Origin of the sequence: Komagataeibacter oboediens (genome assembly GCF_018491655.1) — a bacterium.
In the GTDB taxonomy this organism is placed as follows: Bacteria; Pseudomonadota; Alphaproteobacteria; order Acetobacterales; family Acetobacteraceae; genus Komagataeibacter; species Komagataeibacter oboediens.
Genome location: NZ_JABLUU010000004.1, coordinates 110385 through 133060, shown reverse-complemented (window position 1 = coordinate 133060; position 22676 = coordinate 110385). Strand labels below are relative to the sequence as shown.

Sequence of the window (22676 nt, the reverse complement as noted above, 5' to 3'; positions counted from 1 at the left end):
CGAACGGGAACCTTTCCCTTTCGCGCCTGCCGGAACCGTAAGCTGCTTCCGCCCTCAGTCTCTTTCAACATGGACGACGCAGACCGGCACAGCGGAACAATGCACCAGACCTCAGTCAGGCTTTATCTACGACAGACGGGCCGCCACCACCCTGCAGCGCGGGGCGGCGGACGGCCCGGTCGCGTATCAGGCGACTGCGGCCTTCTTTTCCTGAACGCGCAGGATGCGGCGCTTCACCGTCAGGGCTTCCGGCGTCAGCTTGCGGTTCGGGGTGGACAGCAGGAACGAGTCCAGACCGCCATTGTGCTCGACCGTGCGGATGCCGTTGGTGGTCATGCGCATGGGAACCGCCGTGCCGAGGATATCGGACAGCAGGGAGGTTTCCTGCAGGTTGGGCAGGAAGCGGCGACGGGACTTGTTGTTGGCGTGGCTGACGTTGTTGCCCGTCAGCACGCCCTTGCCTGTGATCTGGCAGCGGCGAGACATTTTATCATCCTCGGATATAGCTGTGGCCGAGGCATAAATGCCCGGCAAGGATCGTCTAGATTAGGCGCGGCTTATCGCCAAACCACCGCCAACAGTCAAGATGCATAAGCATGATTCGGCGTTTTTTGTCCGGCATGGGGGGCAAAGCGTGACTTTTCGCCCCCACTTTCCCCCTGCTGGCTCAGCCTGCCTTCTGGTCGTGGTCGGGGTGTAGTTCGCCCGCCTGCACGCTGTGCAGCGCGTTTTCCAGCATGGCCTGCATGGTCTCGCGCCCCATGGTGCGCGACAGCAGCCCCAGTGACCCGCCCAGCAGCGCGGAGGCAATGGCCACCGGCGGCAGGTTTTCACCCAGCATGTATTCGATGGCCTTGTCCACCACCGCGCCGCAATGGCTCAGTTCGGGGGGGATCGCGTCCCCTTCGGGGGGCTGGTTGTTCGTGTCCGTCATGTCACGGCTCCTTCTAGCGTTCTTCCTGATATGTACTTCCTTGCCGCCGCTGACCAGTGCGGGACGGGCATGCACACACCATTATTGCGTGGGGGCGGATCAGGCCCCGGCGGCGTCTTCCTCGGCCTGTATCGCCCACATTTCGGCATACAGGCCGCCGCGTTCCAGCAGGGCGCGGTGGGTACCGCGCTCCAGTATCCGCCCCTGCCCCATCACAAGGATTTCATCCACATCGACAATGGTGGACAGCCGGTGGGCGATGATGATGGTCGTGCGGTTGGCGGCCACCGTATGCAGGGCGGTCTGGATGTCCTGCTCGGTGCGGGTATCGAGCGCGCTCGTCGCCTCATCCAGCAGCAGGACACGAGGATTCTTCAGGATGGTGCGCGCGATCGCCACGCGCTGCTTTTCACCCCCCGACAGCTTCAGCCCGCGTTCGCCCACCCGGGTGGCGTAGCCTTCGGGCAGGATCATGATGAAATCATGGATGCAGGCCAGTTTCGCCGCCTGCTCCACCTCCGCCTGCGTGGCGCCCAGGCGGCCATAGGCGATGTTGTAGCCGATCGTGTCATTGAACAGGATGGTGTCCTGCGGCACGACGCCCACGGCCCCGCGCAGGGCCGCCTGCGAATAATCACGTATGTCATGCCCGTCGATCAGGATCCGGCCCGATGTCACATCATAGAACCGGAACAGCAGGCGGCTGATCGTGGACTTGCCCGCCCCCGTCGGCCCGACAATGGCCACCCTGTGGCCCGCAGGGACATGGAAGCTGATCCCGCGCAGGATCTCGCGGTCGGGGCGGTAGCTGAAATGCACGTCCTCGAAACGGATGTCGGCCGCGGGTGCTTCATCCAGCCGCGCGGGCAGGTCCAGCGCGTCCCTGGCATCGGTAATGTCGGCCTGTTCATCCATCAGGGCGAACATGTGTTCAAGGTCCACCAGCGAATTGCGTAGCGAGGAATACACGCTGCCCAGGAAGTTCAGCGGCAGGTAAAGCTGCATGAGATAGGTGTTGACCAGCACGAAATGCCCCACCGTCATGCGCCCTGCCTCCACATCTCGTCCGGCCATGAGCATGACGATGATCAGGGCCGTGGCGATGATCGCGGCCTGTCCGAAATTGAGCCCGTTGAGCGAGATCTGGGTACGGACGGCAGCGGTCTCGTAGCGTCGCTGGGCGTCCTCGTAGCGCCTGCGTTCGTGTTCCTCATTGCCGAAATACTTGACCGTCTCGTAATTCAGCAGGCTGTCCAGCGCCTTCCAGCTTGCTTCGCTGTTGATGTCGTTCATCTGGCGACGCAGCCCGATCCGCCACGACGTGAACTTGATGGTGAACAGCACGTACGCCGCCACCGCCACCAGCATCACCACCGCGTACCGCCAGTCGAACAGCCGCCAGATCACGACAATGACCATCAACGCCTCGATCAGGGTCGGCGCCACGTTGAACATCCCCACACGCAGCAGGGTCTCGATCGCTTCCGTCCCGCGTGCGATCGCCCGCGTCACTCCGCCCGACTGGCGGTTGAGGTGAAAACGCAGCGAAAGCTGGTGCATGTGCGTGAAGCTGCGCATGGCCGCGATCCGGCTTATGCGGTAGCGCAGCGGGGCAAACAGCGCATCACGCAGTTCCCCCAGCCCCGCTGCCGCCATGCGCAGCAGGCCGTACCCCACGATCAGCACCAGCGGCATCATGGCTGCCCGCCCCGCCGCAGGCTGCAGGGCGTCGATCACCCGACTGTAGGCATAGGGCACGCCAATGGTGGCGACCTTGGCCGCGATCAGCAGGATGCATACGCCCACCACCCGCAGGCGCGTGCGCGGGTCATGCCGGGGCCACAGATAGGGCAGAAGGCCGCGCAGGGTCGCGGCGGCGGAACGTTCCGGCAGGTCATGCCGGGTCTTGTCGGAAACAGCCATATGAACGCCATGTGGCATACGTTACGGGTTTTGCAACCCATATCTCCCGCCATTGCGGGACATCCGGAGGATTGTCAGCCCATGGGGCAGCCGGTATGCCAGCCATGGCCCGAAGGACAGGGATGGATCATGTCACGTAACCTCGATGGTTTTTTTCGTCATATCGCCGCCTGCAACACGGCGGTACTGCCCGGCGGGCGGCTGGAATTCCGGCTGGGCACGCAGCCCGCCGGATGGGTGCAGCCCGACCTGCTGCCGGTCCTGCTGCGCCATGGCATGACGCATGCGGGACACGTCGTCACGCTGCCCGACCCCGCCCGGCTGGAACAGGTGGGCGAGGCCATGGCCCGCGAAGGTGCCTACCGCTCCCACCACGAACTGTTTGACGTCTGGACCGACATGGCCCTGCCGCCCGTGGCACGCATTGACCGCGGGGCTCTGCCGCTGTTTGGCCTTATGGCGGCGGGCGTGCACCTTAACGGACTTGTACGGCGGCCTGATGGGCTGCACCTGTGGATCGCGCGGCGGTCAATGACCAAACGCCTCGACCCCGGCAAGCTGGACCATCTGGTGGCCGGCGGCATCCCGGCGGGCCACACGGCGGCACAGGCCCTGATCAAGGAAGCGGCGGAGGAAGCCAGCCTGCCGCCCGAACTGGTGGCCCATGCCCGCGCCACGGCGGACATCCGCTACGCGCTGGACCGGCCCGAGGGGCTGCGCCGTGACGTGCTGCACTGTTTCGAACTGGAACTGCCAGCCAATTTCGTCCCCACCCCCGCCGATGGGGAGGTGGAGGAATTCCGCCTGATCCCGCTGGAGGAGGCCTATGCGCTGGTCCGCGATACCGATGAGTTCAAGTTCAACGTGAACCTTGTGCTGATCGACCTGTTCCTGCGCACGGGCATGATCGATCCTGCCACCCCCGAAGGCCAGCGCCTGCGCCGCGGCCTGACGGGCTGGCACGCCCCGAAACCCGACTGAGCCACCGCCCGCGCAAGGACCATGCGATGACCCTTCCCCCCGTTGCCCGCAAGATACCCCGCACCATCACGCAGCTTGGCCGCACGCGTCAGGATGAATATGCGTGGATGAAGGACGACAACTGGCAGAACGTGCTGCGCGATCCCTCCTTGCTGCGTCCTGACATTGCCGAACACCTGCGTGCGGAAAACGCCTATACGCAGTCCGTCCTGTCGGGCACGGACACGCTGCAGGAACAGCTTGTGGCGGAAATGAAGGGCCGGATACAGCCTGACGATACCTATCCCGCCGTCCCCCACGGGCCATTCTTCTACCAGACCGGCTATGCCCCTGGCGCGCAGTATCCCGTCTACACACGCTACCCCGTGGGCCAGCCACAGGCGGAAGAGGTACTGCTGGATGTCAACGCGGCGGCCAGCGGTCATGACTATTACGCCGTCGCCACCACCAGCCACAGCCCCGACCATGCCCTGTTCGCCTATGCCGAGGACACGCAGGGGTCCGAAATCTATCGCATCCACATCCGCCGCCTCGCCAGTACGGACGCGCCCGCCCTGCCCTCCGTGGACAACTGCAGCGGGGCCTTTGTCTTTTCTCCCGACAGCCGCTTCCTGTTCTGGGTCTGGCGGGATGAACATGGCCGCCCGGCCCGCGTCTATCGCCGCCGCATCGGGGAGGATACGGATACGCTGGTATACGAAGAACCTGACCCAGGTTTCTTCGTGGGCGTGGACGCGACGCGTTCGGGTGGCTGGATCATCATTTCCACTGGCAACCACGACACATCCGAATCCTGGCTGGTTCCCGGCCACGACCCGAAGGCCGCGCCCGCCTGCGCTGCCCCGCGCCAGACCGGGCTGATGTACGGGCTGTACCATCAGGGCGACCACTTCATCATCCTGACCAATGCCGATGGCGCATATGACTTCAAGATCATGACCACGCCCGACAGCGCGCCGGGGCGCGAGAACTGGCGTGACCTGATCGGGCATGAACCGGGTCGCTACATTACTGACTGCATGGTCTGGTCGGGTCACATTGCATGGCGGGAACGACGGGATGCGAACACGCGCATCGTCATTCGCGACCTTGACGGCCACACCCATGCGCTGGAGCCGGATGAGGCCGCCTATGACCTGACATTCGCAGGCGGCTATGAATACGACACGACCGAACTGCGCTATATTTACCAGTCCCCCACCACGCCACGGCAGTGGCATGCACAGGACATGATGACGTGCGCGGACCGCCTGCTCAAGCAGCAGTCCGTTCCCTCGGGCCATGATCCGGCGCAGTACCGCTGCTGGCGCCTGAGCGCGCAGGCGCCGGATGGCGAGCAGGTGCCCGTCACCGTGCTGGGGCGCCATGATACCCCCATAGACGGCTCCGCCCCGCTGCTGCTGTATGGTTACGGATCATATGGTCACGCGATTGACCCTGTCTTCTCCACCCGCGTGCTCAGCCTTGTGGACCGGGGATGGTTCTATGCCATTGCCCATGTGCGCGGCGGGTCGGAAAAGGGGTGGAACTGGTTCCTGGGCGGTCGGGGACGCAACAAGCCCAATACCTTCAGCGATTTCATCGCCTGTGCTACATCCCTGACCGATGCGGGCTTCGGCGCGCCGGGCCGGATCGTGGCGGACGGCCGGTCGGCTGGCGGCATGGTAATGGGCGCAATCGCCAACATGCGGCCCGACCTGTTCGCAGGCATCGTCGCGGTAGTACCGTTCGTGGATGAACTGAATACCATGTCCGACGACACCCTGCCCCTGACACCGCCGGAATGGCCCGAATGGGGCAACCCGCTGGAAGACGCGGATGCCTATGACCTGATCGCCAGCTATGCCGCGTATGAACAGGTGGCCCCCCGCGCCTATCCCGCCATCCTGGCCATGGGCGGCCTGACCGATCCGCGTGTCACCTACTGGGAACCGGCGAAATGGGTTGCCCGCCTGCGGGATAACAACCGGTCGGACCGGCCCATCATGCTGCGCACGAACATGGAAGCAGGACACCGCGGGGCGACAGGCCGGTTCGATTCCCTGAAAGAAGCCGCCCTGATTCACGCTTTTGCCCTATGGGCCGTTGAAACGACGACGCCGACATAGGATTAATGTCTTTGCTGACACGAGCCCGTTTTCCAGAGGAATGACCATGACGGATCCCTACAACGCGGATCAGGATCAGGCAGGCACCCCCATGCCGGGCCGCCGCGTGGATCCTGCATCCACGATGCAAACCTTCCGGTCATTCAGCGCAACCCAGCGCACGCAGCGCATGGCGCGCGCGGGGCTGGCACTGTTTTTCGTGCTGCTGGCGCTGTACACCGTACGCGGGTTCCTGCCATCGCTGATCTGGGGCTGCATATTCGCCATCGCGTCATGGCCGCTTTATGTGCGTGCCCGCACGCGGTGGCATTCGCGTGCCCACCGCACGCTGCTGCCTGTCGTGTTCACGCTGGCGATCGCCCTTATTTTCCTGGGGCCACTGGCCCTGTTCGGACTTGAGGCGGGACGCGAGGCGGAAAGCGTGCTCAGGTTGCTTAATGATGCGCGGCATTCGGGCATTCCCCTTCCGCCATGGGTCAGTCACCTGCCCTATGGGCGGCAGACAGTCGAGGCATGGTGGAACGATCACCTGAAAAACCCTGCCGATGTGTCCGCCCTTCTCGGGTCGATGAATATCGGGCAGAGCATGAAGGTCACCCAGCAGCTTGGATCACAGGTGCTGCATCGGGTGCTGCTGTTCACCTTTGCCATCCTGACACTGTTTTTCCTGCTCAAGGACGGGGATTCGGTCATCCGCCAGTCCCTGAACGTCTCCCGTCGCGCTTTTGGCAAAAGGGGCGAACGGATTGCATTACAGATTATCGCATCCGTCCATGGTTCGGTATCGGGGCTGGTACTGGTGGGAATTGGCGAAGGCATGCTGATGGGCCTTGCCTATCTGGTCGCAGGTGCGCCCCACCCCTTCCTGTTTGGTGTGATAACCGCCATTGCGGCCATGATCCCCTTCTGCGCCCTGATCGCCATCAGCGCCGTCGCCCTGATGCTGGTGATCAATACCGGGGCGGTGCTGACGGCCATTGCCATCATTCTGTTCGGGATTGCCGTGATCCTGCTGGCGGACCACCTGGTGCGCCCTGCCCTGATTGGCGGATCAACCCAGCTTCCCTTCCTGTGGGTGCTGACCGGCATTCTGGGCGGCGCGGAAAGCTGGAACCTGCTGGGACTATTTGTCGGGCCTGCCATCATGGCGGTGCTGCACATGCTGTGGCTGAACTGGAGCCGTGCGCGGTACTGACGCACAGGCGAACGGAAGATACAAAAAAAGCACCCGGTTTCAGGTGCTTCAATCGTGGCGATCGCCCATAATTTTTTATCGCAGACAGGGATATCGGGCAGGCGGGATTCGAACCCACGACCCCCAGTCCCCCAGACTGATGCGCTACCAGGCTGCGCTACTGCCCGCCTGTCTGCGATGCGCAGGGTGTAGCAGGCCAGTTAGGGGACGGCAAGCCACGATATGCGCAAAAATGAAAAAAAACCGGATAAATCAGACAGGCACCATCTCACGCAGGGCCTGCAGTTCCACCAGCACGCCACGCAGGCTTTCACGCAGCATGGCGTTTTCCCCCTGCAGGCGTTCCAGTTCGATCATGACGATCTGCTCAAGCGGCATTTCGTCTTCATCCGTCGCATCGTCATCCGACATCGCAGCATCTTCGGACGCAGCAGCGATCGGGGGCGCGTCATCCACCGGTGCCGTATCCTGCGAGACTTCATGAACCGGGGCAGCGGCGTCCGGCACCTGTATGGTCCCGACAGTTTCTTCGATAATCATGACCTGTTCGACAGTCATGGTCGCCGGAGGCGCGTGCTCCGGCTGCGCCGGGGTGTCTCCGGCGACAGGTTCTTCCCCCTGTGCCTGCTCTACCGGCGGAACCGGCGTGACCGGTATCTCTGCCGCGACATGCGCAGGGGCGACTTCCGGCGCGACCGGGGCCGCGGGTGCGGCATCGATCACGGGTGAAGGTTCCGCAGCCAGGGCCGCGTCCTGCCCCAGTTCCGCCTGCGCCTGCGCAACAGACAGCTTACGGACATACAGCAGGTCGGCAATCCGCCGCAGCACCGCGATATCATGCGGGCGATAGTACCGCCGTCCACCCTGCCCCCGCAGCGGATGCAACTGCGGGAAACGGGATTCCCACATGCGCATGACATGCTGGGCCAGCCCGAGTTCACGCGCGACCTCGTAAATGGGCAGGCTGTCCGTATCCGGCTGCGTCATGGCCTGCGTTGACACGGTTTCGGCTGGCGCTTCGTGCTGCGTGCTCATTCATCGTCTCCTTCCGGCGGGCCTTCCCCACCGGACTGTCCATTGACATGGGCACGAAGCAGCTGGCTGGGGCGAAACACCAGAACAGAACGCGGAAGAATCGGCACTTCCACCCCTGTTTTCGGGTTACGGCCCGTGCGCTGCCCCTTCTGCCGGACAGAGAACGTGCCAAACCCGCTTATTTTCAAGGTATCGCCGGTTTCAAGTGTCCGTGCCATCCGTTCCAGAATATCTTCCAGAATATCGGCGGATTCATGGCGGGACAGCCCGACCTGATCATATATCTGTTCTGCCAGAGTGGCGCGTGTCACGGTGCTCATGCGTAAACGTTATGCATGAGCGCCATCATCGTCAATTGAATGTATTCAGTGCGCAGGCGGTTTATTGCGCATCCATTTCAATGTGGTACCGAAACGACATTACAGCCGCGCCAGTGCCGAACCCCATGTCAGTCCGCCACCCAGCGCTTCCATCAGCACAAGGTCACCCTTACGTATGCGCCCGTCCCGCACGGCTTCGTTCAGCGCCAGGGGAATGGATGCGGCCGATGTATTGGCATGCCGGTCCACCGTCACCACCACCCGTTCCGCCGGCAGCGCAAGCTTGCGCGCCACGCCGTCAATGATGCGCAGGTTGGCCTGATGCGGCACAAGCCAGTTCACATCCGCATGGCTCAGGTTATTCGCCGCCAGCGCCTCATCAACCGAAGCGGATAGCTTGCCCACCGCATGACGGAACACATCGCGCCCCTGCATGCGCAAATGGGCGGGCCTGTCATGCTGCCCCGTGGCGCCATCGACATACAGCAGGTCGCCATACTGCCCGTCCGAATGCAGGTGGGTGGACAGGATGCCCGCATCCCCGTCATCCGGTCCGGCGGCGGTCAGGAAGGCAGCCCCGGCACCGTCACCAAACAGCACGCATGTTCCACGGTCCGACCAGTCGAGGATACGCGAATAGACTTCGCTGCCGATCACCAGCACTGAACGAGCCTGGCCGCTGCGAATCAGCGAATCGGCCATGGACAGCGCATAGATGAAGCCCGAGCATGCTGCTGCAAGGTCAAAGCCGAATCCGGACGTCATGCCCAGTTCGGCCTGCACGCGCACGGCGGTCGAGGGGAATGCCTGATCAGGCGTGCTGGTCGCGACAATGATGGCGTCAACATCGTCTGGTGCTGCACCAGCGTAATCCAGCGCCCGGCGCGCGGCCTGCGCCGCCATGGAAACGGCGGTATCGTTTTCACCGGCGATATGGCGTTGGCCGATGCCGGTACGCCCCCGGATCCATTCATCGGATGTATCGAGCCGGGACGCCAGTTCATCATTGGTCACGATCCGCTCGGGCAGGTAACCACCGAATCCGGACAGAAGCGAGCGTTTCGCCGTCATGCCTGTTTTTCCACCAATATCATCTCACATGCACGGGTGGGATCAGCCATGGCAGCCTGCCCCATACCGGATGTTACAGGGTCAGGATGCAGCCACCGCCTGCTGCGGGTCCGGAGTCACCTTGACGGATGTCAGGTTTTCCATATGCGCAAGGCGGTCACGTATGCCATCCGTAAAGCGGTGCGTGACCATGTCCATTGCCACATCGACCGCAGCGGCGAACCCTTCGGCATCCGTGCCGCCATGTGACTTGACCACAACACCATTCAGGCCGACGAACACCGCGCCATTGTACCGGCGCGGGTCCAGCCATTCCTTCATCCGTTCCAGTCCCGGACGAACCAGCAGATAACCGATCCGGCCCAGCAGGCTGGACGTAAAGACCTGCCGCAGGAGGGTGAACGCCATCTTCAGCGCGCCTTCTCCGGTTTTCAGGGCCACGTTGCCGGTAAAGCCGTCGGTCACCACCACGTCGGTCGTACCCGCCGTAATGTCATGACCTTCGACAAAGCCGTGGAACTGTCCGGCCAGCGCGCTACCCCGCAGCACTTCGGCCGCCTGGCGCAGGCGTTCATCGCCCTTCAGTTCTTCCGACCCGACATTCAGCAGTCCGATCGTCGGTGCGGGCAGGCCCAACACCGCCTTGGCGAAGGCTTCGCCCATGACGGCGAATTCCACAAGGTTGCGCCAGTCGCACGATACGTTCGCGCCGAGGTCAAGCATGACCACGTCGCCGCGTGTCGTGGGGCTGAGTGCCGCCATGGCCGGGCGGCTTATGCCGGGGAGTGTCTTGACCACGATCTTGGCCAGCGCCAGCATCGCCCCGCTGTTCCCGGCGGATACGACACCCTGCGCGGCCCCTTTGGCCACCGCATCCATGGCCAGCCGCATGGAGGAATCGCGCACGCGCAACGCCGCCGTGGGCTTCATGTCCATGGGAATTGCCGAACCGGCCGGAAGGATTGTGCAGATGGCGGCCGCGCGTGGATGGCGGCTCAGAAGGCCGGACAACTTTGCCTCATCCCCCACCAGAAGAATCCTGGCCGAAGGATGTCGGTCTGCCGCAATCGCCAGTCCGGCCACCACAACTTCCGGACCACCATCCCCACCCATGCCATCTATGGCCAGGGTATAGGACCCAGTCTCGGAAAAGGAGAAACCTGTCTCGCTCATGCTCGTCTTGTGCCGGGTAAGGAAGGAACGCGCAAGATCGGGGACGTACACTTTGGCATGTCCCCGCCCCAGCGCGACCCGGACAGGACGGCCTCAGGCACGCCCATCGGCGCAGTCCATGCGAACTGCGCCTTTGCCGGGTAATGACGCCAGCAGCGTCCTGTTATCAGGCGCGGACCGCCGTCTTCAGTGCCTTGCCGGCAGATGCGACTTCACGGCCGTCATAATGTCCGCAGTGGCTGCAGACGTGATGCGGGCGCTTCAGTTCGCCACAGTTGGAGCATTCCGCATGTGCCGGAACGCTGAGTGCCGCGTGGCTGCGGCGCATGCCACGACGGGACGGCGAGGTTTTTCTCTTGGGTACAGCCATGGGCCTGGGCCCCTCCGATCTGGATCACAACCGGCAGGCACACCATCGTGGCGATACACCGGTCAGTTATCAATAATTGAGGGGGGCGCTCTAACAGATCATTTGCACTTGCGCAAGTGATGATGCGCAAGACGCAAAAACCCGCGCCCCCCGTTCCTGCCCCTTCCTTTGCGTCAGTTCTGCTTTTTTTTCAACTCGGCCAGAGCGGAAAAAGGCTGCCTGCGCACGGTTTCTTCGGGTTCGGCGTCTTCACTGCCCGCAAATTCGGCCGGAATCTCGCATCCCGGCTTGTGCGGGTACGGATCCAGCGCCAGCGAAAGCTCTTCCGCCGCAAGTTCGCCAAGGTCGATGCTGTCGCGGTCATAGGGGACTTCATCGATGGAAAAGGGATCGATTTCATCATCCTCGCGGAAACGCTCCGCGGGGATGCAGCGCACGGTGAACGATTCCGCCAGCACGTCCTCGAACGCCTCCAGGCTTACGACACATTCCTGTGTCACATGCGCGGTCAGCCAGCCTTCGGCCAGTACCTCCCCATCCTGTCCCGGCGCCAGCCGGTACCGGCAGGACAGGTCGCGCAGGCCGGGTATCCCGAACCGGCGGGCCAGCCTGCGGCATTCCTCATCCGATGCCTCGACCACCGTTTCCATGCCACGGGCCGGGATGCGGCCCACGGCAAGCGGGCGGGAAAATTCTGCATCCATTCATACTACTCCTGCGCGTCTGTTCACGGGGCCTGCACCCTGGTGCCCGCCTGTGTGGAAATATGGCCCTGTCTTTCGTGTTTTTCCACCGCCGGGACGATCTGTGATTGACTTCATTTTCCCAATCGGGCACCGGAAAGACGAACCGCTTTTTACGCCATGCCCTTATTTCAGGATATTTTCCGGACCATGAGGTCACCACAGGACACTCCGCCCCGTTCGCGTTCATTACGCCTGTTTTCATGCGCTGTCATCGGGGCAGGAATTGCGCTGTCGGGGTGTTCGGTCTTCAAGCCCAGCACCATCCAGCGTGGCTCCCTGGTGGAAGCGGATGATTACAACAAACTGAAAATTGGCGAGACCACGCGTTCCGACGTGATGGATGCGATGGGTTCCCCCACCGGGCGTGCCACATTCGATGACAATACATGGCTGTATGTCTCCATGAAGCAGGTCATCGTCCCGATCAGCTTCCCCCGCGTGCGCAGGCAGGAAGTGGTGGTGCTGACGTTTGACCAGGACGGCATCCTGCGCAACCTGCGTACCCTGCACAAGGATGACGCCCGCTACGTCTCCATGGCGCCGGGCAAGACCCCCACGCCGGGCACCAAGATCAACATCATGCAGCAGATCCTGGGCAATGTGGGCCGTTACAACCCCCTCAGCCAGATGAGCAGCACATACGGCGGCAGCACCGGCCCGATGAACAGCATGAACGGCGGCCCCGGCCATGGCGGGTCGGGCAACACCCTGCCCTGATCATCTGGCCTGACCTGCCGCCCCCTTCAGGTCGGCAGGACAATCCTGACCCGTGCGCCGCCCAGCGGCCCGGCCTCCAGACCGATATGGCCGCCATGGGCGTGAATTATGTCGCGCGCGATCGCAAGTCCAAGCCCGGTCCCACCTTCATTGCCGCTTTCGAACGGACGGAACACGCTTTCGCGCCGCGATTCCTCCACGCCACATCCGTTGTCATCGATATACAGGAAGACTTCCCTGCGCCCGCGCTCGGCTGACAGTTCGATATAGGTCGCATGCCTGCGGGCATTTTCCACCACATTGTTCAGGACACGACGCAACGCGTTGCCCCGCCCGGTTACGGTCAGATCCGGGGGCGTGATGGCACCGGTCCCGGCCCGCGCGCCCATCCGGCGCAGAGCGATTACGATTTCATCGAACAGGTCCTCCACGCGGATCGTGGCAGGCTTCTCCGCCCCTTCCCCACGCGCGAAGGACAGATATCCCTCGATCATATGCTCCATTTCCACGATATCCCCGATCATGTCGGCAATATCGGGCTGCAGGTCGGCAGCGTTGACCATGCCTGTACGCGGCAGCATGGCCAGTGACAGGCGCAGCCGTGTCAGTGGCGTGCGCAGGTCATGCGATACACCGGCCAGAACGGTCGTGCGCTGTTCCACAAAACGGTTGATACGGTCACGCATGCGGTTGAAGGCAATCGCCGCCTTGCGGATTTCCTGCGCACCCTCGGGCACGATGGGCACGGTGTCGCGCCCCAGTCCGAACAGTTGCGCCGCCCGTGCCAGCCTGCGGATGGCCCGCACCTGGTTGCGCATGAACAGTGCCGCAATCAGAAACAGCACCAGCGCACTGCCCGACGCCCACGCCACGAACAGCCATACAGGCGCCACGTCCAGCCGTTTGCGCGGGGCTACAACCTGCAGCACTCCGATGGGTGTCTGCACACCAATCACCACGCGATGGCGTGCCTGCTTCCAGTCCACGAAAGTGGGCCAGCGCACGGTCGCCCGCAGGTCACGCACCAGGTCGTCATCAATGGGGCCAAGCACATGGTTGGACCCGCTGCGGTTCAGGCTTGCGCCTTCGTGCAATGTCATCACCAGGCCGGAACGGCGGCCGGCATCTTCCAGTATCCATCGCCGGTCGGCGGGGGATGGGTAGCGTTCCAGCAGGTCCAGCGTCAGGGAAATGGTGGTGGCCATGTCACCCGACAGGCGACGGGAGACGATCTGCAGGTAATTCCCGTAAAACAGTTCCAGCGAAATGGCCTGCGTGGCCAGCATGGGAATGAACCCGATCAGCAGCATACGCCCCAGCAGGGACCGCGGCAGGATCCGGCGGATCAAACGCTCACGCAGCCTGCGCCATCCCTGTGCCGGGGGCGGCATGTTTTCGGTAAGGGGCGACGACTCCATATCCATGGCTTTACCCTGACTGCGGACACAAAAAAACCGGCTCCCCTGCAGGTGCCGGCTTTTTTGCGGGTCAGACCCGAATTCCGATAACGGAGGGCTTAGAAGCCTTCACGCTCCAGACGCTTGCGCTCCATCTTGCGGGCACGACGCACGGCTTCGGCAGCCTCACGCGCCTTGCGCTCTGACGGCTTTTCATAATGACGACGCAGCTTCATTTCACGGAAGATGCCTTCGCGCTGCATTTTCTTCTTGAGGGCCTTGAGGGCCTGATCAACATTGTTGTCACGAACGAGAACCTGCACTGGGTCGTCAACTCCTGATCTGCCATCCGGTATGGATGATCCATGAAACTGAAACTTGGGGAACGTCCGCCCGAGGCCATTCCCTTCGTGCGATTCCCAAACGGGCCGCACCTATATCACACTCGCGCCCGGCAACACAAATCATTCCCGCTTCCGGGAACAAATGATTTTCGTGCTCCGCTTTGCGCGCCTGTGCTGTCATATACATGTTCCCCAAAACAGGAAGGGTGTTTGTGTCCATGACGCTGCTCAAGATCGCCCGCATGGGCCATCCGGTGCTTCTTCAGCCCGCACAGCCGGTTGCCGACCCGCAGGCCCCCGCCATCCGCACGCTGGTGGCCGACATGATCGAAACCATGCTGGACGCGGGTGGCGTGGGACTGGCCGCCCCGCAGGTGTACCAGGGGCTGCGGCTGTTCGTCTATCGCGTGCCCGCCACCCGCAGCAGCGGCGAGGACGATCCACCCCGCCTGCCCGCCGCCCTGATCAACCCTGTGCTGGAACCGGTGGATGATGAAATGGTTGACCGGATGGAAGGCTGCCTGTCCATTCCCGGCCTGCGCGGGTGGGTGCCGCGGTACCGCCGCATCGCCTGGCGCGGCACGAATGCGGACGGGCAGGAAACCCATGGCATTGCATCAGGCTTTTTGGCCAATGTATTCCAGCATGAATACGATCACCTGAACGGAATCCTCTACCCCATGCGTATGACCGACCTTGGCCGCATGGGATTTGATAGCGAAATGGCACGTTACGGAGAGCGCCCATGAATCTTTCAGCACTGGTTGCCGCCGCGACATCCGCGCTGGAACCGCCCGCGCTCCAGAACTCACCACAGGGTGACGCGCTACTGCGCCGCTTTCTGGCGGACCCGCGCGCGGGCAGCCAGCCATGGACGACCGCCCTGCTGCGCCAGTGCGCGGGAGAAGACGCGGACCTGCTGTTCCCCGACGGCATGGCGCAGGTGGCCGAATCGTGTTTTGACCTCATGGACCGGGACATGATGGCGGCGACCAACAGCTTCCGCAGCCGCAAGATCAGCCGCCGCGTCCGCGCCGCCGTAATGTTCCGGCTGGACCACGCCGCCCCGCACCGCGCCGCCATACGGCAGGCGCTGGCGGTGCTGATGGTGCCGACCCATGCCCGCGTCCTCGCCCGCACGCTGGGCCGCAGCGTGAACGCAATCTGGCAGGCAGCGGGGGATACCTCCACCGGGTTCACCTATGTCACCAAGCGCATGACACTCAGCGGTGTCTATGTATCCACCCTGCTGTTCTGGCTGACACGTGGGGGCAATCCTGCCTCGGTCGAGGAATTCCTTGACCGTCGCCTGTCGGAAATCGGGCGCATCACCCGGCTGCGCAACCGACTGACCGGGCGTATCGCCTGATCCGGACCAGCCTGACGTGACACCCCCTGTCCGCTCCCCATCCGCCCGTCACGCGTCTGCTGGCGCGGGGGTGGAACTGCTGTTCCTGCGCGACGAGGACATGCGCCAGGCGCAGGACCTGCTCATGCTTGCCTGCCGGTCGTTTACGGCCATCATAGACGATGCGCTGCATGCGCATGGGCTGGGGCATGCGCATTACCGCATCATGCAGGCCATAGCACTCCAGCCCGGCATGACGGTGGGGGCGCTGCTGGATACGCTGAGCATTACCAAGCAGAGCATGAGCCGCGCACTGGGCGAACTGCTGTCCATGGACCTTGTGCGGCAGGAAACGGCGGCACAGGACAGGCGGCGGCGGCAGCTGTACCTGACCACGCGGGGAAGCGAGATTGAAAACCATCTGTTTTCCCTGCAACGTGAGGTTCTGTTGCGTGTGTACCGCAACGCGGGCGGCAAGGCTGTGGACGGCTTTCGCCGCGTCATGCACGGGCTGATAGACGAATCGGATGCCCCCGGCGTATCCACCGATGCCCTTCACCACCCCGACCGGAGTTCCCCATGATCCAGACGGCCTGCGACTCCTCCCTGCCCCACGACAGCATGATCGTGGATGCACATGTGGTGGTCGTGGATGATGATCCCCGCCTGCGCCGCCTGCTGCAGCGTTACCTGAGCGAGCAGGGATTCCGTGTCAGCGCGGCGTCCTCCGCGCAGGAGGCGCGGCAGGTCCTGGGCTTCATGCAGCCTGATGCGCTGGTGCTGGACATTACCATGCCGGGGGAAAACGGGCTGGAACTGACCCGCGAACTGCGGCGGGAGAAGCTGCATTTCCCCATCCTGCTGCTGACCGCACGCGGTGAGCCGGAAGACCGGATCATCGGGCTGGAGGCCGGGGCCGATGACTATCTGGCCAAACCATTTGAACCGCGCGAACTGCTGCTGCGGCTCAAGGCGCACCTGCGCCGTTTCGTCCCGCCTGCCCCCAGCAGCAACCTGCGGATCGTGCGGCTGGGGGAACTGGAATTCGACCCGGTGCGGGGCCTGCTGTCCAACGCGCAGGGAATCGTGCACCTGACGGGCGGCGAATCGGCATTGCTGTCGGTTCTTGCCCGCCACCCCAACGAAATCCTGTCACGCACCGACATCGCAACCACGCTGGATATGGAAGAAATCGGGGAACGCGCGGTGGATGTGCAGGTCACCCGCCTGCGCCGCCGGATCGAACCCGACCCGCGTGAGCCACGATTCCTGCAGACGGTGCGCGGCAAGGGCTATGTGCTGAAGCCCGGCCTGTAAGCGAAAGTGCATGGATGCCACCTTTTTTCAGAAAGGTGGCGCCTTCCGAAGCTTTTTGAAAAAAGCTTCACCAAAAACTTCTGTCTGTTTTGCGGAGCATTAACAGCCCCGGAATCAAAAACGGGCTGGCATGAATATCATGTCAGCCCGTTTCGACAGTCATGCAATAATCTGGACAGGTCAGGCCGTCTTGTTCAGCTTGTCCAGTTCGGCCACTACGGCTTCGCCCATTCCAGCAGTGTTCACTTCCGTCCTGCCCGCGCTCATGATGTCCGGCGTGCGCAGTCCCCTGTCCAGCACATTGGACACCGCTGCCTCGATCATTGCGGCATCTTCCTGCATATCGAACGAATACCGCAGCAGCATGGCAAACGAGAGGATCTGCGCCAGCGGGTTCGCCTTGCCCTGCCCCGCGATATCGGGCGCGCTGCCATGGATCGGTTCATACAGCGCGGGCGTGCGGCCATCTTCGCCCTTTGCGCCCAGTGTGGCCGAAGGCAGCATGCCAAGGCTGCCGGTCAGCATGGAAGCAAGGTCGGACAGCAGGTCACCAAACAGGTTACCCGTCACGATCACATCAAACTGCCGCGGGTTGCGCACCATCTGCATGGCGCAGTTATCAGCCAGCATGTGGCTTAGTTCGACATCACTGTATTCCCGGTCATGCAGTGCGGTCACCACCTCTTTCCACAGCAGGCCGCTTTCCATCACGTTGCACTTTTCGACCGAGCACACGCGGTTGTCACGCTTGCGCGCCAGGTCGAAGGCGACACGGGCCACGCGTTCGATTTCCGCCGTGGTATAGACTTCGGTATTGATGCCGCGACGCGACCCGTCGGGCAGGGTTTCGATCCCGCGCGGGGTACCGAAATAGATCCCGCCCACCGTCTCGCGCACGATCATGATGTCCAGGCCACGAATGACATCGGGCTTGAGCGTGCTGGCATCCACCAGCGAGTCGAACACCTTGGCCGGGCGCAGGTTGGCGAACAGGCCCAGTTCCTGACGCAGCTTCAGGATCGCGATTTCGGGCCGGCGGTCAAACCCGGCCGATGCCCATTTCGGGTCACCCACCGAACCGAACAGGACCGCGTCCGCTGCGCGTGCAGCATCAATCACCTGCTGCGTGATCGGCTGGCCATGCACCGCCAGCGACGCGCCGCCCACCAGATCCTCACTGATATCGAAACGGATGCCACGCGCCTGCGCCATCCAGTCCATGATGCGCCGGGCCTCCCGCATGATTTCGGGGCCGATGCCATCGCCAGGCAGGATCAGGAGCTTCTTGGGTGCGGACATGACGTTTCCCATCCGGATAATCTGTTTTATGAACGGTCTGCTGAGATGCGGCGCGCGCCCTCAGTCAAGGACGATATGCGGGATCCACGGCTGTGCTTTCGCACGGCGCTGCTCAAAGGTGGTGATCGCCTTTTCATGCTGCAGCGTCTGGCCAATATCATCCAGCCCTTCCAGCAGCAGCTGCCTGCGCAGCGGATCGACATCAAAGGGCACTTCCTGCCCGTCAGGGCGGACAATGACCTGCCGCGCCAGATCAACCGTCAGGCGGGAATTGGCGCCCTGACGGGCATCCTCCATCAACTGCGTGCACACGTCACGCGGCAGGGCGATGGGCAGGATGCCATTCTTGAAACAGTTGTTGTTGAAAATATCGGCAAATGACGGCGCGATCACGCAGCGGATACCAAAATCCAGCAGCGCCCACGGCGCATGCTCACGCGACGACCCGCAGCCAAGGTTGTCATAGGTGATCAGGATCTCGGCCTTGCGGTATGGTTCCTGATTCAGCACGAAATCAGGGTTTTCCGTGCCATCGGGCCGGTAGCGCATGCTGTCAAACGCATGCACGCCCAGACCCGAACGCTTGGTGGTCTTGAGGAACCGCGCCGGAATGATCTTGTCGGTATCGATGTTCTCTTCCGGCAGGGGGGCGGCGACGGCCGTAAGGACGGTGAATTTATCCATTGTCAGATCAGCTCCCGCACATCAGTCAGGGTTCCGGTCACGGCAGCGGCAGCGGCCATGGCGGGGGACAGCAGGTGCGTACGACCGCCGGGGCCCTGCCTGCCCTCGAAATTACGATTGGAGGTGGATGCGCAGCGCTGCCCTGGCGTCAGCCGGTCGGGATTCATGCCAAGGCACATCGAACACCCGGCCTCACGCCATTCAAACCCGGCCTCAAGGAATACCTTGTCCAGCCCTTCCTCTTCCGCCTGCGCCTTCACGATGCCCGAACCGGGCACGATCATCGCCCGCACGCCCGGCGCGACCTTGCGGCCTGCGGCAATGCTGGCAGCAGCGCGCAGGTCCTCGATCCTGCTATTGGTGCACGATCCGATGAACACGACATCGACAGGCGTACCCGCGATCTTCTGCCCGGCTTCCAGCCCCATGTAGTCCAGCATGCGCTGCATCTGCGCGCGCCGCGACGGATCGGCTTCACTGGCCGGATCAGGCACGTTTCCGGTCACGGGAATGACAGTTTCAGGGCTGGTGCCCCATGTCAGCACGGGCGTGATATCTTCCGCGCGCAGTTCCACCACACGGTCGTAATGGGCCCCTTCGTCGGATGCCAGCGTCTTCCAGTAGGCAACAGCTTCGTCAAACGCCTCGCCCTTGGGCGCGAAGGGACGGCCACGGACATATTCGAATGTGGTCTCGTCAGGCGCGACCAGTCCCGCGCGGGCGCCTGCCTCGATCGACATGTTGCAGATCGTCATGCGGCCTGCCATGTCGAGGTCACGGATGGCGGACCCCGCGAATTCGATCACATGTCCCGTGCCGCCCGCCGTCCCGATATGGCCGATGATCGCCAGCATGATGTCCTTGGCGGTCACGCCGGGGCCGACCTGCCCCTCAACCACGACCTTCATGTTTTTTGCGGGCTTCTGCAGGATGGTCTGGGTTGCCATCACGTGCTCGACCTCGGACGTGCCGATACCGAACGCCAGTGCCCCCAGCGCACCGTGGGTGGAGGTGTGGCTGTCACCACACACGATGGTCATGCCCGGCAGCGAGATGCCCTGCTCCGGCCCGACCACGTGCACGATGCCCTGACGCGCAGACAGCAGCGGAAAATACGGCACGCCGAATTCCCTGACATTGCGTTCCAGCGTCTCGATCTGGTTACGGCTGTCGGCTTCCTCGATCGGCAGGGTGCGGTCGGAAGTGGGCACGTTGTGGTCCACCACCGCGATCGTCGCATCGGGGTGACGCAGGCGGCGGCCGCTCAGGCGCAGCCCTTCGAACGCCTGCGGGCTGGTGACTTCATGCACAAGGTGCCGGTCGATGTAGAGGATGGCCGTCTTGTCCGGAAGGGTTTCGACCACATGGCTGTCCCATATCTTGTCGAACAATGTGCGCGGGGCCATCTTGATATTCCTCTCCCGGACGGAAACAGGCCGCCATCACGCGCAGGATACGCACGCAACGGGCAGCCACGAATTCTTGCATGAAAACGGTTCGCCCGTTTCCACCATGCTGGCGGGAAACGGGCGAAGGGTCAGCGTATTACTCGGCTGCGGCGGTGGCTGCAGGTGCTGCAACCTCACGCTTGCGCTCGGCAATACGGGCGGACTTGCCGCGACGGCCGCGCAGGTAATACAGCTTCGCGCGACGGACCACGCCGCGACGGACAACCGTGATATCCGCAATGGTGGGGGAATACAGCGGGAACACACGCTCCACACCTTCACCGTTGGAAATCTTGCGCACGGTGAAGTTGCTGTTCAGGCCCTTGTTGGAGCGGGCGATCACAACGCCTTCGTAGTTCTGCACGCGCTTGCGGGTGCCTTCGACCACTTCCACGCCGACGCGCACGGTGTCACCCGGTGCGAATTCCGGCACGGCGCGGATGGCGGTCAGGCGGGCGATCTCTTCCGCCTCATACTTCTGGATGATGTTCATGATCCGGTCCTCGTTCGATAGGATTTCATGTTCAGTTCAGCCGGTCCGCATCGGCACGGGGGCCTGCGGTCCGGGAAATGTCTTGACCCGTACCCGCCTGGTAGGCGGCCCACAGGTCCGGCCGACGCGCCTGCGTCACCGTCTCGGATGCCGCGCGTCGCCATTTCGCGATCGCGGCATGATGACCGGACAGCAGGACTTCGGGCACGTCGCGCCCGTCCCATTGTGCCGGCTTGGTATAAAGCGGATATTCAAGCAGACCGTCGGAAAAGCTTTCCTCGACAGCACTTTCGCCCGATCCCATCACGCCCGGCAGCAGCCGCACGCAGGCATCCAGCAGCACGGTCGCCGCCACTTCCCCGCCCGACAGGACGTAATCCCCTATCGAGACCTGTTCGGCACCCGAGGCTTCGAGCACACGCTCGTCCACCCCTTCGTACCGCCCACACAGCACCACGACACCCGGACCCGCCGCATACCGACGGATATCCGCCTGCATCAGCCGCCGTCCACGCGGCGTGGGATAGACCAGCGGTCGTCCCGCAAGGTCAATATCGGCAATCGCGCTCGCTACGACATCGGGGCGCATGACCATGCCTGCCCCGCCGCCAAACGGCGTATCATCCACAACCCGATGCCGCCCCAACCCGTAGTCGCGCATGTCACGCGCCTCCACCGACCAGATACCACGCTCCAGCGCGCGTCCGGCCAGTGAATGCCCCAGGGTACCCGGGAACATGTCGGGAAACAGCGTCAGCGCCGTCGCCTGCCACGTCATGGTGCGTCCCCCTGCCCTGCGGTGCCAGGAAAGCATTCGACGGGAACCTCGATCTCATCTGGCTGGCAGATGGCGATCCATCCCGCGCCGACATTTACCACCGGCACGCAGCCTTCGGTAAATGGCAGCAGGATGTTGCCACCCGGGCCATCGATTTCAAGGCTGGTGCCCGCGCCGTAGTCATGCACGGCAGCCACGCGGCCAACCACACGGTCCGTACCCTGTTCGCGCGCTTCCAGCCCGACCAGATCAGCGAAATAGAATTCGTCCTCATCCGGTTCGGGCAGGCTGGCGCGCGGCACGTACAGCTTGCGGTTGACCATCTGCTGGGCGGCTTCGCGGCTGTCAATGGCATGGCCCGCCGCGTCATGCAGCCGTGCGATGCCGTTGCCATGCCATGACAGCCGCCACGGGCGACCAAGGTCATCGACCAGCCCGTCATAGGTGGCCAGATCCTCCGCCACGGCGGTGTAGCTGTGCACGTGCACCAGCCCCCGCACGCCATGCGGACGACCCACCACACCCATCAGGACATGATCGCGGTTCATGGAATGACTGCCTGCCTTTCCTGCCTGTCTATCGCGCCAACAACCTTACGCTGCGGCTGCTTCAGCAGCGGCAGCGGCACGTTCCTGCGCACGCTTCTTGGGCGCGGACTTCTTGGGCTGCTCGTTCCAGGTCGGCTTCGGCGCCAGACCTGCGTTACCCAGGAAACGGGCCACGCGGTCGGTCGGCAGCGCGCCGTTGGACAGCCAGTGGGTGATGCGCTCGGCAACCAGACGCACGCGGTCGGCGTGGTCGGACGGCAGCATCGGGTTGTAGGAACCAACGCGCTCGATGAAGCGGCCATCACGCGGGGAGCGGCTGTCAGCCACGACGATGTGGTAGTAGGGACGCTTCTTCGCACCGGCGCGGGCGAGACGGATCTTGAGGCTCATTTAAGACTTCTCCAGACAGAAAAAAGACAAAAGAGAAAACGGAAACGACGTTATGGG

Annotated in this window: 26 protein-coding genes and 1 tRNA gene; 8 read left to right on the top strand and 19 right to left on the bottom strand. The window is 63.2% G+C overall.

The window, feature by feature from the left end:
- Window positions 1-186 precede the first annotated feature (186 nt).
- The 3 genes from rpmB to HNO79_RS05465 all read right to left on the bottom strand — a co-directional run bounded on the left by rpmB (window position 187) and on the right by HNO79_RS05465 (window position 2875).
- The gene (gene rpmB / locus HNO79_RS05475; RefSeq protein ID WP_010512914.1) at window positions 187-486 is read right to left on the bottom strand and encodes a 50S ribosomal protein L28; all 300 of its coding nucleotides are present in this window, start codon (window positions 484-486) and stop codon (window positions 187-189) included.
- A gap of 181 nt (window positions 487-667) precedes the next feature.
- Window positions 668-934: a hypothetical protein gene (locus tag HNO79_RS05470; RefSeq protein ID WP_010512913.1), complete on the bottom strand. Its 267-nt coding sequence runs from the start codon at window positions 932-934 to the stop codon at window positions 668-670.
- Window positions 935-1033: 99 nt separating this feature from the next.
- The gene (locus tag HNO79_RS05465) at window positions 1034-2875 is read right to left on the bottom strand and encodes an ABCB family ABC transporter ATP-binding protein/permease (RefSeq protein WP_275954645.1); all 1842 of its coding nucleotides are present in this window, start codon (window positions 2873-2875) and stop codon (window positions 1034-1036) included.
- Window positions 2876-2986: 111 nt separating this feature from the next.
- On the opposite strand from HNO79_RS05465, the gene HNO79_RS05460 reads away from it, so the two are divergent.
- From HNO79_RS05460 to HNO79_RS05450, 3 genes are read left to right on the top strand one after another with little or no spacing between them, the layout of a single operon-like run.
- Window positions 2987-3838 (top strand): NUDIX hydrolase, encoded by an 852-nt coding sequence (locus HNO79_RS05460; protein WP_029329211.1) that lies wholly within the window; start codon window positions 2987-2989, stop codon window positions 3836-3838.
- Between the two features lie 26 nt (window positions 3839-3864).
- Window positions 3865-5946 (top strand): S9 family peptidase, encoded by a 2082-nt coding sequence (locus HNO79_RS05455; protein WP_214164988.1) that lies wholly within the window; start codon window positions 3865-3867, stop codon window positions 5944-5946.
- Between the two features lie 40 nt (window positions 5947-5986).
- Entirely contained in the window at window positions 5987-7141 is a 1155-nt protein-coding gene (locus HNO79_RS05450) for an AI-2E family transporter (RefSeq protein ID WP_048855714.1), read from the top strand.
- A gap of 93 nt (window positions 7142-7234) precedes the next feature.
- Here HNO79_RS05450 and HNO79_RS05445 read toward each other — a convergent pair.
- From HNO79_RS05445 to HNO79_RS05415, 7 genes are all read right to left on the bottom strand, one after another.
- A tRNA-Pro gene (locus HNO79_RS05445) sits at window positions 7235-7308 on the bottom strand.
- Window positions 7309-7393: 85 nt separating this feature from the next.
- On the bottom strand, window positions 7394-8176 hold the full coding sequence (locus tag HNO79_RS05440) for a MerR family transcriptional regulator (RefSeq protein WP_214164989.1): 783 nt from the start codon (window positions 8174-8176) through the stop codon (window positions 7394-7396).
- Window positions 8173-8496 (bottom strand): integration host factor subunit alpha, encoded by a 324-nt coding sequence (locus HNO79_RS05435; RefSeq protein WP_010512906.1) that lies wholly within the window; start codon window positions 8494-8496, stop codon window positions 8173-8175. Before HNO79_RS05435 ends, HNO79_RS05440 begins: the two co-directional genes overlap by 4 nt.
- 99 nt (window positions 8497-8595) lie before the next feature.
- Window positions 8596-9567, bottom strand: a complete 972-nt coding sequence (locus HNO79_RS05430; protein ID WP_214164990.1) for a beta-ketoacyl-ACP synthase III — start codon at window positions 9565-9567, stop codon at window positions 8596-8598.
- An 81-nt stretch (window positions 9568-9648) separates the two neighbouring features.
- Window positions 9649-10740: a phosphate acyltransferase PlsX gene (plsX, locus tag HNO79_RS05425; RefSeq protein ID WP_214164991.1), complete on the bottom strand. Its 1092-nt coding sequence runs from the start codon at window positions 10738-10740 to the stop codon at window positions 9649-9651.
- 166 nt (window positions 10741-10906) lie between these two features.
- Window positions 10907-11110, bottom strand: coding sequence for a 50S ribosomal protein L32 (rpmF, locus tag HNO79_RS05420; RefSeq protein WP_010506434.1), 204 nt, complete (start codon window positions 11108-11110; stop codon window positions 10907-10909).
- Between the two features lie 173 nt (window positions 11111-11283).
- Window positions 11284-11814, bottom strand: a complete 531-nt coding sequence (locus HNO79_RS05415) for a YceD family protein (protein WP_048855712.1) — start codon at window positions 11812-11814, stop codon at window positions 11284-11286.
- A gap of 189 nt (window positions 11815-12003) precedes the next feature.
- Here HNO79_RS05415 and HNO79_RS05410 point away from each other — a divergent pair, with 189 nt between their 5' ends.
- On the top strand, window positions 12004-12573 hold the full coding sequence (locus HNO79_RS05410) for an outer membrane protein assembly factor BamE (protein WP_029329209.1): 570 nt from the start codon (window positions 12004-12006) through the stop codon (window positions 12571-12573).
- A gap of 26 nt (window positions 12574-12599) precedes the next feature.
- Here HNO79_RS05410 and HNO79_RS05405 read toward each other — a convergent pair whose 3' ends face one another.
- Together HNO79_RS05405 and rpsU are read right to left on the bottom strand one after the other, a co-directional pair.
- Window positions 12600-13997 carry a sensor histidine kinase gene (locus tag HNO79_RS05405; RefSeq protein ID WP_010512901.1) on the bottom strand — a complete coding sequence of 466 codons (1398 nt, stop codon included), beginning with the start codon at window positions 13995-13997 and terminating at the stop codon, window positions 12600-12602.
- 92 nt (window positions 13998-14089) lie between these two features.
- Complete coding sequence (gene rpsU / locus HNO79_RS05400; protein WP_010506446.1) at window positions 14090-14293, bottom strand: 30S ribosomal protein S21; 204 nt, start codon at window positions 14291-14293, stop codon at window positions 14090-14092.
- Between the two features lie 239 nt (window positions 14294-14532).
- Between rpsU and def the strand changes: the two genes are divergently transcribed.
- The 4 genes from def to HNO79_RS05380 are packed head-to-tail and all read left to right on the top strand — an operon-like array spanning window position 14533 to window position 16979.
- Complete coding sequence (def, locus tag HNO79_RS05395; protein ID WP_214164992.1) at window positions 14533-15063, top strand: peptide deformylase; 531 nt, start codon at window positions 14533-14535, stop codon at window positions 15061-15063.
- Complete coding sequence (locus HNO79_RS05390; RefSeq protein WP_214164993.1) at window positions 15060-15683, top strand: COQ9 family protein; 624 nt, start codon at window positions 15060-15062, stop codon at window positions 15681-15683. The genes def and HNO79_RS05390 overlap by 4 nt, the downstream gene beginning before the upstream one ends.
- 16 nt (window positions 15684-15699) lie before the next feature.
- Window positions 15700-16245 carry a MarR family winged helix-turn-helix transcriptional regulator gene (locus HNO79_RS05385; RefSeq protein WP_244987432.1) on the top strand — a complete coding sequence of 182 codons (546 nt, stop codon included), beginning with the start codon at window positions 15700-15702 and terminating at the stop codon, window positions 16243-16245.
- Entirely contained in the window at window positions 16242-16979 is a 738-nt protein-coding gene (locus tag HNO79_RS05380) for a response regulator (protein ID WP_010512896.1), read from the top strand. The genes HNO79_RS05385 and HNO79_RS05380 overlap by 4 nt, the downstream gene beginning before the upstream one ends.
- Window positions 16980-17159: 180 nt before the next feature.
- Here HNO79_RS05380 and leuB read toward each other — a convergent pair whose 3' ends face one another.
- The 7 genes from leuB to rpsP all read right to left on the bottom strand — a co-directional run bounded on the left by leuB (window position 17160) and on the right by rpsP (window position 22619).
- Window positions 17160-18278: a 3-isopropylmalate dehydrogenase gene (leuB, locus tag HNO79_RS05375; RefSeq protein WP_048855709.1), complete on the bottom strand. Its 1119-nt coding sequence runs from the start codon at window positions 18276-18278 to the stop codon at window positions 17160-17162.
- 60 nt (window positions 18279-18338) lie between these two features.
- On the bottom strand, window positions 18339-18962 hold the full coding sequence (gene leuD, locus HNO79_RS05370; RefSeq protein WP_048855708.1) for a 3-isopropylmalate dehydratase small subunit: 624 nt from the start codon (window positions 18960-18962) through the stop codon (window positions 18339-18341).
- Window positions 18963-18964: 2 nt separating this feature from the next.
- On the bottom strand, window positions 18965-20368 hold the full coding sequence (gene leuC, locus HNO79_RS05365; RefSeq protein WP_010512892.1) for a 3-isopropylmalate dehydratase large subunit: 1404 nt from the start codon (window positions 20366-20368) through the stop codon (window positions 18965-18967).
- Between the two features lie 139 nt (window positions 20369-20507).
- Entirely contained in the window at window positions 20508-20903 is a 396-nt protein-coding gene (rplS, locus tag HNO79_RS05360; protein ID WP_048855707.1) for a 50S ribosomal protein L19, read from the bottom strand.
- Between the two features lie 31 nt (window positions 20904-20934).
- A complete protein-coding gene (gene trmD, locus HNO79_RS05355) occupies window positions 20935-21681 on the bottom strand; it encodes a tRNA (guanosine(37)-N1)-methyltransferase TrmD (protein WP_010512890.1) in 747 nt (248 codons plus the stop codon).
- Window positions 21678-22229 (bottom strand): ribosome maturation factor RimM, encoded by a 552-nt coding sequence (gene rimM / locus HNO79_RS05350; protein ID WP_010512889.1) that lies wholly within the window; start codon window positions 22227-22229, stop codon window positions 21678-21680. The genes trmD and rimM overlap by 4 nt, the downstream gene beginning before the upstream one ends.
- A gap of 45 nt (window positions 22230-22274) precedes the next feature.
- On the bottom strand, window positions 22275-22619 hold the full coding sequence (rpsP, locus tag HNO79_RS05345; protein ID WP_010506467.1) for a 30S ribosomal protein S16: 345 nt from the start codon (window positions 22617-22619) through the stop codon (window positions 22275-22277).
- Window positions 22620-22676 lie beyond the last annotated feature (57 nt).